This is a genomic window from Rhodanobacter sp. 7MK24 (genome assembly GCF_014842995.1).
Lineage (GTDB): Bacteria > Pseudomonadota > Gammaproteobacteria > Xanthomonadales > Rhodanobacteraceae > Rhodanobacter_A.
Genome location: NZ_JACYXL010000006.1, coordinates 213,018 through 225,970, shown reverse-complemented (window position 1 = coordinate 225,970; position 12,953 = coordinate 213,018). Strand labels below are relative to the sequence as shown.

Annotated in this window: 10 protein-coding genes; 7 read left to right on the top strand and 3 right to left on the bottom strand. The window is 63.2% G+C overall.

The features are described 5' to 3' along the window. Positions 1-77: 77 nt before the first annotated feature. Positions 78-866: an energy transducer TonB gene (locus IHE49_RS12050; RefSeq protein ID WP_192158155.1), complete on the bottom strand. Its 789-nt coding sequence runs from the start codon at positions 864-866 to the stop codon at positions 78-80. A 137-nt stretch (positions 867-1,003) separates the two neighbouring features. Between IHE49_RS12050 and IHE49_RS12045 the strand changes: the two genes are divergently transcribed. Beyond that, positions 1,004-1,834: a 2OG-Fe(II) oxygenase gene (locus IHE49_RS12045; protein WP_192158153.1), complete on the top strand. Its 831-nt coding sequence runs from the start codon at positions 1,004-1,006 to the stop codon at positions 1,832-1,834. 77 nt (positions 1,835-1,911) lie between these two features. Here the strand turns inward: IHE49_RS12045 and IHE49_RS12040 are convergent, their stop codons facing one another. After that, positions 1,912-2,433: a hypothetical protein gene (locus IHE49_RS12040; protein WP_192158151.1), complete on the bottom strand. Its 522-nt coding sequence runs from the start codon at positions 2,431-2,433 to the stop codon at positions 1,912-1,914. A 424-nt stretch (positions 2,434-2,857) separates the two neighbouring features. On the opposite strand from IHE49_RS12040, the gene IHE49_RS12035 reads away from it, so the two are divergent. From IHE49_RS12035 to ppa, 6 genes are all read left to right on the top strand, one after another. After that, entirely contained in the window at positions 2,858-3,649 is a 792-nt protein-coding gene (locus IHE49_RS12035) for a helix-turn-helix domain-containing protein (protein WP_192158149.1), read from the top strand. A 138-nt stretch (positions 3,650-3,787) separates the two neighbouring features. Continuing rightward, positions 3,788-6,955 carry a TonB-dependent receptor gene (locus tag IHE49_RS12030; RefSeq protein ID WP_192158147.1) on the top strand — a complete coding sequence of 1,056 codons (3,168 nt, stop codon included), beginning with the start codon at positions 3,788-3,790 and terminating at the stop codon, positions 6,953-6,955. A 99-nt stretch (positions 6,956-7,054) separates the two neighbouring features. Then, complete coding sequence (locus tag IHE49_RS12025) at positions 7,055-7,996, top strand: redoxin family protein (RefSeq protein WP_192158145.1); 942 nt, start codon at positions 7,055-7,057, stop codon at positions 7,994-7,996. Between the two features lie 73 nt (positions 7,997-8,069). Next, complete coding sequence (locus IHE49_RS12020) at positions 8,070-9,353, top strand: sulfotransferase (protein ID WP_192158143.1); 1,284 nt, start codon at positions 8,070-8,072, stop codon at positions 9,351-9,353. After that, positions 9,353-10,912, top strand: a complete 1,560-nt coding sequence (locus tag IHE49_RS12015) for a PLP-dependent aminotransferase family protein (protein WP_225578399.1) — start codon at positions 9,353-9,355, stop codon at positions 10,910-10,912. The genes IHE49_RS12020 and IHE49_RS12015 overlap by 1 nt, the downstream gene beginning before the upstream one ends. Positions 10,913-11,384: 472 nt before the next feature. Beyond that, positions 11,385-11,921, top strand: a complete 537-nt coding sequence (gene ppa / locus IHE49_RS12010) for an inorganic diphosphatase (protein WP_192158141.1) — start codon at positions 11,385-11,387, stop codon at positions 11,919-11,921. A gap of 60 nt (positions 11,922-11,981) precedes the next feature. Here the strand turns inward: ppa and IHE49_RS12005 are convergent, their stop codons facing one another. After that, positions 11,982-12,920: a LysR family transcriptional regulator gene (locus IHE49_RS12005; RefSeq protein WP_192158139.1), complete on the bottom strand. Its 939-nt coding sequence runs from the start codon at positions 12,918-12,920 to the stop codon at positions 11,982-11,984. Positions 12,921-12,953 lie beyond the last annotated feature (33 nt).

Sequence of the window (12,953 nt, the reverse complement as noted above, 5' to 3'; positions counted from 1 at the left end):
CCGTCATGGAACACGCGAGCCGCCTCTGGGGCGGCTCGCGCCGTCTTGTTCCACGGCAGCCGGTCCAAGGCGCCGGACTATTCCGTGGACACGCGCTTCGTATAAGGGCCAGCCTTGACCCATGACTCACGCTGCCTGCACAGGCTGGCGTTGTTGCAAAGCGTGGCCGCCAACGTTATCGGGTTGTCTGGGGTTCCCGTGAAAATGTAGCGAACCACCATCGCCCGGTCCGTCGATATATCGGTGAAATACCACAGTTCGCGCACGATCTTCTGGCTGTCGCGAATCGCATAGACATGGGATTGCTTGTGCGTGCTGTCATAGACCTGCGCATGGGCCCGCGCAGCCACGTCGGAGACGGCTTGCACGACAGTCGCATAGGGAATGGGCGCATCGTCCATTTGGATGGGCGCATGGCGGTACGCCGGCGTCCACGCCGGATCGCCCTTGATCATCGGCTCGTTGAACGTCACCGGTACGCGCGCATAGCCTTCGACCGCAATGCCGTTCTTCCTTTCCGGGGAAAACCGCCACTGCGTGGCCGCGGCAATGGCGGCCCTGTCCAGTCCACGTGACCCGGAACTGTAGTCGACCCTGATATCGAGCGGGTCTCCATCCTTGCCGACCAGGATGAGCAACACGACCGTCCCTTGTATGCCATAGACGGCCTCGAATCCCGGATAAACCGGGGCCACAGTCGTTATCGATTGCGGCGGCGGCGGCGCCCCCGGTGGTGGCGGTGGCGCGGGCGGCCACGACGATGGTGGCGGTGGTGGCGCAGCATTCGTGACCGGCCTTTGAACCGCCTCCCCCGAACAACCGGCAAGCAGCAAGACGCAACTGATCGCTACTGACAGCAGACGCATGGACTCTCCCCTCGAGCCGTACAGCGGTGCTGCAGTCTAAGGGCCACAAACGCCAGCGGACAATGCGCTCCCGACGGCTCATGCCACCCAAACCGGGTGAAGTAAGCTTGACCAATTCCCCCGCTCCACCCGCACCCATGAACACACGCCCCACGATCAGCCCCGAACTGCGCGAATGGATACTCGCCACCAGCCGCGCCGGACACGCCCCGCAGACCGTGGTCGAACTGATGCTGTCGCATGGCTACGATCCGCGGCACAGCCGCAGCAGCGTGGCCGAGGTGCTGAAAGTGCCGCTGGCCACCTTGCTTGCGGATACCGGGGCGCCGCTCGCGCATCGCACCAGGCATCCAGAGGCACCTCTGGCCAAGGTCGGCGACCGCGAGGTGAAGATTGCGCTGAGCATGGACAGGCCCGCGCTGCGCGTGCTCGATGGTCTGCTGACGGGCGAGGAATGCGACGAGCTGATCGCGCTGGCGCGCCCTCGCCTGGCGCGCGCGCTCACCGTGGACGAGAGCGGCGGGCAACAGGTGGATCAACGTCGCACCAGCGTGGGCATGTTCTTCAAGCTGGGCGAATTGCCGCTGGTGGCACAGCTCGAACAACGCATCGCGGAACTTCTCGACATCCCCATGAGCCATGGCGAGGGCCTGCAGATCCTGCATTACCTGCCAGGCCAGGAGTATCAGCCGCACTACGACTGGTTCGACCCAGGCCAACCCGGCTACTCCACCATCACCGCACGCGGCGGGCAGCGCATCGCCAGCGTGGTGATGTACCTCAACACGCCCGAAGCCGGTGGCGGCACCGCGTTTCCCGAAGTCGGCCTTACTGTGACCGCCCTGCGCGGCTCGGCCGTCTATTTCGCTTACGAGAGCGGTGACGCCAGCTCGCTGCATGCCGGGCTGCCGGTGCTGCGCGGAGAAAAGTGGATCGCCACCAAGTGGCTCCGCGAAAAGCCCTATTGAAGCCTGCGCGTCGCCACTTCCAATTGGCGTTCAATGACAATCGCGCGCTCGATATCCCCGACCGGTCTGCGAGCGACTCATGCCGGTTGCTGCATTTCGCGTCCCGGCGGGCCCACTCGCGCGCGACGCGCGATCCAGGCAATGAGCGGACCGATCAACAAGGCACTCTCGAGAATGCTGCCGACGACCCAACTGGGAACGGTCGATCCCTTCATCGCGGCGGACAGCGGCACCACGATGTCGTTCATCGCCACATACAACCACAGGCCATACAGGACACCGTAAATCCATATGCCACGTCGGATCAGCGCAGGCATCCAACCGCTGACCATGTAATAGGCCCATACCATCACGAAGGAGATCGCGTACTGCAGGACCAGCCCGAGCAGCACGCTGATACCGCCTTCGTCGAAGGAATGCCTTCCCAGCACGCCCGATGCAATGACCTGGATGATGCGGGCGGGAGGCACTCCGTGCAGCAATCTCCAATACCCACACGCATAGATCAGGTCCAGCGTGCCCACGAAAACGGCGCCCCCGATCAATAACGTCGCCGTACGGGTCACGGTAGCCACTGGAAGTCTCGACGGGATGGACATGGCGCACCGTGATTCCGATGACCTCATAAAGACCCCAGCGGACCGCTTGGGGAGGCACGTCCGCAGGGTGGGGAAAAGCTACCTTGCCACAATGCCATGCGGCGCTGGCGCATCCACCGATGGATGCAGGCTAGAGAGTGCCGCGCATTCCATCCATAGCCAATCTCCTCGTATTTTTTAAGGCCGGAAGCATAGGACTCCTATGTTCCTTCGCGCGCGCAACAGCGTTTCTCATCGCGGGAATATGCGATCGGATTTTCATCGCAACATCATGCGCAACAACGCCGGCGAATATGCGCGCTCATGAATTGGCTTCGATTTTTCCATGTGAATTGGTCGTGTACCGAAGCATTCGGCCTGCCTAGGCTTGACCATCAGACGCTTTTGTAACGAATCGTTGACATCTCGACACGCAGTTCCTCACATGCGTCTGGCCAGCGGGCTTGCTCCTTCAGCCGATCACCAGACACGAGGTCATCGTTCGATCGTTCCGTGGAGCAATCTGATGCCGATAGCCATTCCCCAACTCGACGCGCAGTCCGCTCAACCCGTCACCGGCGGTGACTTCCATTCCCGCGATTTCGCCGGCAAGGGCGATCGCATGCCCGCCCTGGACAGGCTTCCGGAAGCGATTTCCCCAAGCATACAAACCACGACCTCGGCGCGGGCGTCCTCGCTACCGATCCCTCCTTCCGGCTTGAACGACCTCGTCGCACGCATGCAGCTACTGATCCGGATCGAGGGCAGCACCGCTGCTATCGCCCAACGCAGCGGCTTTTCGGAAGACACCGTACGCGACTGGTGCCGCGGCCGCGGCGACCTCTCGCGCGAACATTGCATCATCGTCGCACGGACGCTCGGCATTTCCCTTCGCTGGCTGGTCGCCGGCGAAGGCTCGATGCATGAGGCGGACGACTCTATCCGTACATCCATGGAGCGGGCAGCTCCCGCTGCACCCGCTGACGATGTCACGCCGGTTGACGCGGAAGTGCACATTGCCGTCGACCCGAATCTGTTGGCGGCGGCATTCCGCGTGCTCCAGTCCTACATCGGGCTGGTCGGCGGCTCGCTCAACCCGACCCAACGCGCCGACTCGCTGGCTCAGATCTATCACGTACTGGGCCACGCCAGTGGCCCTGGCAATGCAGACCGCGTGGTCGCGCTGCATTCCATGCTCGGCGGTTACTTCTGCAGCAGGAAGTCGCTGATCGGCTAACGCACCGTGGCTGTTCCAGCACCCGACAGGCAAGCGACGCAAGCGGCAATGAGCGCACCGGTTTTGATGGGAAACACGAAATTTCGTCCGGGCAACACCAGATGCCCGGGTTAGGCAATCACATCGGGAGAGCGTGGCATGCAAAGCAGCAAACACATCGAACTGAACAGCCGAAGCCACCGGATGACCCGCTCGGCATTGAGCGCAACCATCACCGCCGTGCTGGGACTATATGGAGCGACGGCGCTTGCGCCTGCCCACGCACAGGCCACCACCGGCACCATTTTCGGTAGCGCGCCCACGTCCGGCGCGACCGTGCAGGTCACCGGCGGTTCGGGCTTCAACCGCACCGTGGCGGTCGACAACACCGGCCACTACTCGTTGACGGTGCCGGTCGGCAACTACACGGTGAACCTGCTCCAGAACGGTGCCGTGGTGCAGTCGCGCAACAACGTCAGTCCGGCCGCCGGTGGCGCATCCGAAGCCGACTTCATGCAAGCCGGCAGCCCGAACGCCAAGTCGTTGAGTACCGTGACCGTGACCGCGAACGCGTTGCCCACGATCGACGTGACCTCGACAACCCAGAATCTCACCATCACCTCCAAGCAGCTGACCGAATTGCCGCTGGCGCGGAGTGCCGAGGCCATCGCCCTGCTGGCACCGGGCACCATCCAGGGTGCCGCCTCCTTCATGGGCAGCAGCCCCACAGGAGGTTCGCCGCTCTCATTCGGCGGTTCGTCCATCGTCGAAAATGCCTACTACATCAACGGCTTCAACACCTCCGACCCGCTCAGCAACACCGGTGGTATCGCACTGCCCTATGGCGTCATCGACCAGCAGCAAGTGCTCACCAGCGGCTACGGCGCGCAGTACGGCCGTTCGGCCGGCGGCGTGATCAGCCAGATCGGCAAGAGCGGCACCAACGACTGGCACTTCGGCGGTCAGGTGTTGTGGGCGCCAGCGTTTGCGCAGAGCGGCTACGACAACTGGTACTACGGCAATCCGAACTACACCTTTACACGTGCGGGTGGCACGGGCGTTTACCAGGCGAACGAAGCCCCGGGTCAGATGTTCCAGCCCAACAAGGCGGCCGACACCAACCAATGGAACGCCGTCTACGACGCGTACGTCAGCGGTCCGCTGATCCAGGACAAGCTGTTCTTCTTCCTGGGCGCCGAAGCCGACAAGACGCAGCTGAACAACGCAGTGAACAATGTCACCGCCGGCGAAGGTTATAGCCAGCGCCAGAGCCAGCCAAAGTATTACGCCAAGCTGGACTGGAACATCAACGACAGCAATATCCTGTCGCTGACCAACATCTACAACGGGTGGACCCGGGATCCGGGCAGCTACTACGACTACAGCTACGACAACAATCAGTACACGAAAGGCGCCTTCGCGAGCTACGGCCTGGAACAGAAGAACAGCTTCGATGTCTGGATCGCCAAATACACCTCGTACATCACCGACGACCTGACGCTGAACTTCCTCTACGGCAAGATGAGCAGCAAGTACTACACCGCGTTCGGTCCGGACTACGACGCCGACCTGCCCAGCATCCTTAACGCGTCGCAGGAGGTCGGTGCGCCGTGCAGCCATGGCTGCACCAACTCCAACATCAATAATAGCGTCAGCAATCCGAACCATACGGCGGAATCGCGCAACCTGCGCATCGACCTGGACTGGAAGCTGGGCAACCACGACCTGCAGTTCGGCATCGACAACGACAACAGCGTGGATCGCATGGATGGCGCGGAGATGACCGGTCCGGGTCACCAGAGCGGCAACGGCTACGCCTGGATATACGGCCCCGGCTATGTGTTCCAGTACCGCCTCCAGGACCTCACTCCGTCGCTGGTGGTCAGGCAGCGTGCGCAGTACGTCCAGGACAACTGGCAAGTGACGCCCAACCTGCTGCTGAACCTCGGCCTGCGCAATGACCAGTTCACCAACTTCAATCCGGAGGGCCAAGCCTACCTGCGCCTGACCAAGGCGCAGTGGGCACCGCGCCTCGGCTTCAGCTGGGATGTGTTCGGCGACTCCAGCATGAAGGTGTTCGGCAACGCTGGCCGCTACTACCTGGCGATGCCTGCCTCGGTGGCGCTGCGCGAGGCCGCCGCCCCGACGTATACGGAGACTTTCTTCACCTATACCGGTGTCAATGCCGACGGCACGCCGCAGGGCGTGACGCCGGCGCAGGTGGGACTTTGCGCTAATGGTGGTTGTACTACCGGCGCCAATGGCAACGTCTATGTCGTCAACAACGAAAACGGCAGTGTGATCAACCCCAAGACGGTGACGTCCAGCACCCTCAAGGCAGAGTACCAGGACCAGTTCGTGCTGGGCATGCAGCAGCAGTTCACGATGTTGGACCAGAGCTGGGTGTACGGCGTCACCGGCATCGTGAACAAGCTGGGCCGGGTGATCGACGACTTCGATCCGACGGCCTATGCCGGAATCAATTCCGACGACTCCGAGCTTCTCACCTTGGCCCAGCAACAGGGCGTGAGTATCAACCTGTCCAAGCTCAGCGGCAGCGTTCTGATCAACCCGGGCAGCACCGCCGTCATTACCGTCCCGACCACCTCGGGCGGCTATGCGAAGATCACCATGCCGGGATCCGCCTTCAACTACCCGACGCTGAAGCGCGACTACTACTCGCTCGACATGTACCTGGAACACGTGTTCGACGGCAAGTGGTACGGCAAGATCGACTACGTGTTCTCGCGCAGCTACGGCGACACCGAGGGTCCGGTGCAGTCGAACATCGGCCAGGGCGGCAGCTCGCAGTCGGCTACCGAGCAGTGGGACTACTGGCAGATCATGCAGTACGCCAATGGTGACCAGGCCAACGACCAGAAGCACCAGTTGCGCATCTACGGCTCGTACAAGATCAGCCCGGAGTGGATGGTCGGCGCCGTCTACCGCATCGCCTCGGGTACGCCGGTATCCTGCCTGGGCTGGTACGGTCCGCAGCAGACCAACTACCAGGGCTACGGAAACGCCTTCCACTGGTGCGGTGGGGTACCGGCTGTGCCGGGCACCACCGGCTTCACGCCATGGACGCATCAGTTGGACCTGCAGCTGGATTACCGTCCGGCGTTCGCCAAGAACCGGCTGGACTTCCAGTTACAGATCCACAACGTGTTCAACGAGCAGAAAGTCACGCAGTACAACGCCCTGTACGGGTCGTCGCAGTACTCCGTGGCGGGGGCCGGCAGCCCGGGGCCAGCGCCCGACTACCTGTCCCCGCTCGGCATGGAGGCGCCGCGTTACCTGCAATTCGGCATTACCTACGACTACTGACCGAGACCGGGCACCGTTCTGCATCAAGCAGCGCGCCGACTCGCATCCCGCCGGCGCGTTGTGTGATACCTATACATCGTTCACAAAGGGGGTATCTCCGTGAAGCTGCCAGTACGCTCCTTGGCCTTCCTGCTGCTTCTGTCATGCGGCGTCGTCACGGCCCGGATTGCCGCCGCCCAGGAATTTACCGGCATCGACCACTGGATCAACTCGCCGCCGCTGACCATGGCCGGCCTGCACGGCAAGGTGGTGCTGGTCGATTTCTGGGCTTATTCGTGCATCAACTGCGTGCGCGAACTGCCGCACGTCGAGCACCTGTACGAAACCTACAAGGATAAGGGTCTGATGGTGGTCGGCGTGCATGCACCGGAATTCGATTTCGAGAAGAATCCTTCCGACGTAACCGCCGCCGTACAGCAACTGGGCATCACCTTTCCGGTCGCTATGGACAGCGAGCACGCAACTTGGTCGGCCTGGCACAACCAGTACTGGCCTGCCGAATACCTGTTCGACCGGAACGGCCAGCTGATCGGCCACCAGTACGGCGAAGGCAATTACCAGCGCATGGAAAACGCGATACGCATGCTGTTGGGACTGAACACGCTATCCGGCGCCGAACCCGCCAGCGGCATCCCCGCCGATGGCGACTCACCGGAAATGCTGCTGGGCACCGCGGCCCAAACCGGCTTGGACAGCTCCGAAGACGGCAGCAAGGGCCTGCGCCATTTCTCGGCGGGGCAACCCGAACCCAACCACTACGCCTTGAGCGGTATATGGCGGATTACGGACGAATGCGCGGAGCTAGCCGGCTCGCAAGGAAATGTCGAGCTTCGATTCAAGGCAACCAAGCTACACATGGTCGCCAACGCGAACACGCCCATCACGCTGGAAGTAACCATCGATGGCAAACCTCAGCCACCCGTCACCGTGCAGGGCAGTCGCCTCTACACCCTGTTCGAGAGCAGCGCCGATGGCAGCCATCTGCTGAAGCTCCATATCCCTGCAAAAGGCTTGCAAATCTATAGCTTCAGTTTCGGGTGATTTTCCCTTTGCGTGCCGGCAAAGGCGACTCTCCACCGTCCCGGTTCGCAGAGGATTCGGCCACGCACTCGCCATGGATCCCATCGACATGCGGGTGAACGACTTGCTGCCCGACGCATCCCGCACCATTGCCGCACACATGCTGGCAACCGCCGAACAGACACTGGAACGTGCCATGGCGCTTGATCCATCGCACGTCATGACACGCATGACCTTGGCCAACGTGCTGAACGGCTTGGGCGACATTGCGGAAGCCATCGGTCTTTACCGCGATGTCCTGAGGGACCACCCAAGCCACGCCAGGGCGTGGTACTCCCTGGTCAATCTCAAGACGGTGAAGCTCGACGACGCCGAGGTTCAACACATCAGGCAGTTGCTGGATCGCCCGAACCTCTCCGCCGACGACCGCGTGTGGCTTGGTTACGCGCTGGCCAAGTCGCTTGAGGACCAGAATGATCTGGCCGCCTCTTTCCACGCCCTGCAGGCGGCCAGCGCCATCAAGCGTCGCCTCACCTCGTGGGATATCGAGGGCGAGCAGTTGCGCGTCGACAGCCTCATCAAGGCATTTTCCGCGCCGCTGCCCCCTGTCGTGGACCCGAACCTCGGCAGCGAGGTCATCTTCATCGCCTGCCTGCCGCGCTCGGGTTCGACACTCACCGAACACATTCTTGCCTCTCACTCCCAGGTGGAGGGGGCCAATGAAATACCGGATCTGTCCGCCGTGCTTCGGGGTGAATCCGGCCGCAGGCATCAGGCCCTGGCCGAGTGGGCCCCCCTGGCCACGGCCGAAGACTGGCACCGCCTCGGTTGCGAGTACCTGAAACGCACCGCGCATTGGCGCAAGGACAAGCCCAGGTTTACTGACAAGAACCTTGGCAACTGGTCGCTGATCGGACCGGTGCTGGCGATGCTGCCAGGCGCCCTTGTCGTAAATACTCGACGCGACCCGCTGGAAACCTGCTTCGCTTGCTATCGCCAGTTGTTCGGCGATGGCGCCGCCTTCAGCTACGACTTCGAGTCCATCGCCCACTACTACGCCGGATACGACCGCATCAGCCGGTTCTGGCAACAGCGCTTCCCCGGGCGCTGCCACGATCATGTCTACGAAGACATGCTGGCGGATCCCGCGGGGAAAATCCGCGAGCTGCTCGAGTTCTGCCGCCTGCCCTTCGAACCGGCCTGCCTGGAATTCCACAAAACCGCTCGCGCCGTGCGCAGCACGGCCAGCGCCGCCCAGGTGCGGCAGCCACTGCAATCGAACACCGCTCGTGGGGCCCGCTACGGCGCCCTGCTGGATCCGCTGCGCGATTTATTGCGGCAACTGGGCCTTTCGGGCCAGTGCTCGCCCAACGCGTGATGCCCGCGCAGATCGATTGCACATTTCCCGGCGTCGCTCCAATGAGGTCAATCGTATACTGCAGGCGCAACTTCCCCATGGCCACAGATATTGCGGAGCTGCTCTCCGAAAGCGCTGACATGTTCCTCGAACTCGACGGTCATGGCCCGCACTACGCGCAGCTGGCCCGGGCGCTCCGGAGTGCCGTCCTCGACGGCCGCCTCGGGACCGGCACTCGCCTGCCTCCCACGCGCGAACTCGCCCGCGAGCTGGAACTGTCGCGCACCACCGTACTTTCAGCGTACGAGCAACTGCGGGCGGAAGGCTTCATCGAGGGGCACACCGGATCGGGAAGTTATGTGGCATCGTTGCAGACCCATCCGCCGCTGCTGCCTGCGACACCGTCGATCGAATCGCCTTCGCGCTACGCGCAGCGTGCGCGGACGGTGCGTACTCCCGGTATCGCCACGAAGCACCGCGGGCTTCGCTACGAGTTGCAGTATGGCCACTCGCAGATCAATCCTGCGCTGAATGGCATCTGGGGGCGTGAATTGGCACGGGCGGCTATCTATACCCCGCCCCAGATCACCCATGTGCAAGGCCTGCCGGCCTTGCGCAAGCAGATATGCGACTACCTCGCGCGCCGCCGTGGCGTGCGGATTTCGCCAGAGCAGGTGATGGTTGTCGCCGGGACCCAGCAGGCCGTGACCATCGCAGCACGCGTGCTGCTGGATGAGGGCGATGCGGTGGTGCTGGAGGAGCCGCACTATTTCAGCATGCACCAGGCACTGGTCGCGCACGGCGCCCGGATATGCCCCGTGCGCACCGATGACGAAGGGCTGGTCTGCAATGAACTGCCGCAGATATCACCCAGCCTTGTCTGCGTGACGCCCTCGCACCAATTCCCAACCGGCGCGGTGCTTTCGCTGCCGCGCAGGCTGGAACTGTTGCGCTATGCCGAGAAGCACCAATGCTGGATCCTCGAGGACGATTACGACGGGGAGTTTCGCTACACCGCCCATCCGCTGGCAGCCTTGCGCTCGCTCGACAAAGGCGACCGCGTGATCTATGTGGGCACTTTCTCCAAGGTATTGTTCGGCACCCTTCGGATGGCCTACATGGTGCTGCCGGCAGCGCTCGTCGATGACTTCGTCAATGCCAAGTACCTGAGCGACGTCGCTAGCCCCGGCATCGAACAGGCTGCGCTGGCACACTTCATGGAGGATGGCGGCTTTGAACGCCATCTGCGCCTTGCCCGCAAGGAACTGCAGGCGCGGCGCGACGCCTTGATCGAAGGGCTGCACCGCTACGCGGGAGATCGCGTGGAGATAGGAGGCTCCCCCGCCGGCATGCATGTGGTGGCCTGGCTGCGCGGCTACGACCACGCCCGCGCCGAGGCCCTTATCGAGCTTGCGCAGGGACGCGGACTGGGCCTGTACTCGATGACCCCGCACTACCTCGACCCTCCGGCGCGCCCTGGGCTGCTACTGGGCTATTGCGGGCTATCGGTCACCACATTGCGCGAAGCCATGCAGCTGTTCGGGCAGTGCCTGGATGACATGGATGCACGCCAGGTTTGAGAACTTGCTCTCCTGGCGTCTTCGATCTTGCCATCACCAGTTGCCCAACGGCCTTGATCGCCTGCCTGTGTCCGAATTCCTTCTCTTCGCTGGCCCACGTCACCACAGAAACGGTGACGAAGGGCAAAGCTGACCCAAAGCGCGAAGGGAAGGATGCCAGTGGTCAGAGAAAGACCAAAGCTCAATCCGCCACAACCATGGATAGCCTGCGTCGAGGGTTAGCCAACAGCTCTCACCCAAGCGCTGGGCGCCATGGCAACGTCATGCCGTGACTGGAAATGGAAAGCCTGCGTTTATCGTCCTGGTGCACGCAGGACAAACCAGGTAGCGCACGGAACAGCGCAAAGCCCTCCCGCGGAGGGAAACGGCAGGCCTGCCGGGCTTGTTGTTCAGCCTTCGCTGCTGCATCGCAGCAGCGTTTTGCCGTATCCTTGCGGGCCATCTTTCTCCTATATCGCGCAAGGACATCCCCATGGGTCTGCACCTGGTTCCCGCTGGCCGCAACGTGCCGGACGAAATCAACGTCATCATCGAAATCCCCAAGGATGCCGAGCCGGTCAAGTACGAAGTGGACAAGGAGTCGGGTGCGATCTTCGTCGACCGCATCCTGTCGACGCCGATGCGCTACCCGTGCAATTACGGCTATGTGCCGGGCACGCTGGGCGGCGACGGCGATCCGCTGGACGCATTGGTGATCCTGCCTCTGCCACTGACCGTGGGCTCGGTGATCCGCTGCCATCCGGTCGGCATGCTGAAGATGACCGACGAGGCCGGCAGCGACGAGAAGCTGCTCGTGATTCCCTCGCCCAAGGTGTTCCCGGGCTACGCGCACATCAGCGACATCAAGGGCGTGTCGCCGCACTGGCTGGAGCGCATCGGCCACTTCTTCGAGCACTACAAGGACCTGGAGAAGGGCAAGTGGGTGAAGATCGACGGCTGGGTCGGCGCCGATGAGGCGAAGGCCGAGATCAGCGCTGGCGTGGAGCGTTACAAGGCTTCTAAGGCCTGATCCCCCTCCACAGGAACGGCGCGTCGCTGCGAAGCGGCGCGCCGTTTTTCATGCCCGTCGTCAGCCGCCGCGCACGCGCGCCTTGCGTTTCACCGCCGCCACGCCGCGCTCCCATGGTGGCGGATCGCCCAGCTTTTCGAGCAGGAACTCGGTGAACGCACGCACGCGTGGCGGCACCAGCCGGCGTTGCGGCGTCACTGCCCAGATACCGCTTTCGGGCAGCGTGTACTCCGGCAGCACCACTTCCAGCCGACCCGCGGCCAGTGCCTCGTGCACATGCCACAGCGAATGCACGGCAATGCCTTGCCCGGCCAGTGCCGCATCCCGCACCGCTTCGCCCAGCGTGGTCTCGAAGCGCCCCTGTACGCGCACTGCATGTTCGCGCCCGCGGCGGTCGGTGAAACGCCATACGTCCTGGCCCGACAGCAACACGCATTCATGCCGCGCCAACTCAGCGAGCGTGCGCGGGCGGCCGTACCGGCGCAGGTAATCCGGCGAGGCGCACAGCACGCGCCGGTTGGCGGCCAGCTTGCGCGCCACCAGGCTGGAATCGTTCAAGGCACCGATGCGGATGGCGAGGTCGTAACCCGCGCCCACCACGTCCACCATCTCGTCGCTGAGATGGGCGAACAGGCGCAGCTTCGGGTGGCGCGCCAGGAACTCGGGCAGCAGCGCCGAGATGTATTCGCGGGCAAACGCGGCCGACATGGTCACGCGCAGCGTGCCGGTCACATCGCCGGCGCTCTGGCTCAGGCCCGCGGTGAGCGCATCGAGATCCTCCACCAGCGCCCGCCCCTGCTCGGCGAGCAGGCGGCCTTCCGCGGTGGGGTGCAGGCTGCGCGTAGTCCGCTGCAGCAGGCGTACGCCCAGCCCGCGTTCCAGCCGCTGCAACCGCTGGCTAGCGACGGCCACCGAGAGATCGAGGCTGCGCGCGGCGGCGCTGATCGAGCCCTGGTCCAGCACGCGCAGAAACAAAACGAGGTCGTCGAGGCGATCCATAGCTTTCAATAATTCATTGAAAATGAATCGCCA

Excerpts from the sequence above, each read along its gene's own strand:
- IHE49_RS12050 (WP_192158155.1), bottom strand. The coding sequence starts at position 866 with ATGCGTCTGCTGTCAGTAGCGATCAGTTGCGTCTTGCTGCTTGCCGGT.
- IHE49_RS12045 (WP_192158153.1), top strand. The coding sequence starts at position 1,004 with ATGAACACACGCCCCACGATCAGCCCCGAACTGCGCGAATGGATACTC.
- IHE49_RS12040 (WP_192158151.1), bottom strand. The coding sequence starts at position 2,433 with ATGTCCATCCCGTCGAGACTTCCAGTGGCTACCGTGACCCGTACGGCG.
- IHE49_RS12035 (WP_192158149.1), top strand. The coding sequence starts at position 2,858 with ATGCGTCTGGCCAGCGGGCTTGCTCCTTCAGCCGATCACCAGACACGA.
- IHE49_RS12030 (WP_192158147.1), top strand. The coding sequence starts at position 3,788 with ATGCAAAGCAGCAAACACATCGAACTGAACAGCCGAAGCCACCGGATG.
- IHE49_RS12020 (WP_192158143.1), top strand. The coding sequence starts at position 8,070 with ATGGATCCCATCGACATGCGGGTGAACGACTTGCTGCCCGACGCATCC.
- IHE49_RS12015 (WP_225578399.1), top strand. The coding sequence starts at position 9,353 with ATGCCCGCGCAGATCGATTGCACATTTCCCGGCGTCGCTCCAATGAGG.
- ppa (WP_192158141.1), top strand. The coding sequence starts at position 11,385 with ATGGGTCTGCACCTGGTTCCCGCTGGCCGCAACGTGCCGGACGAAATC.
- IHE49_RS12005 (WP_192158139.1), bottom strand. The coding sequence starts at position 12,920 with ATGGATCGCCTCGACGACCTCGTTTTGTTTCTGCGCGTGCTGGACCAG.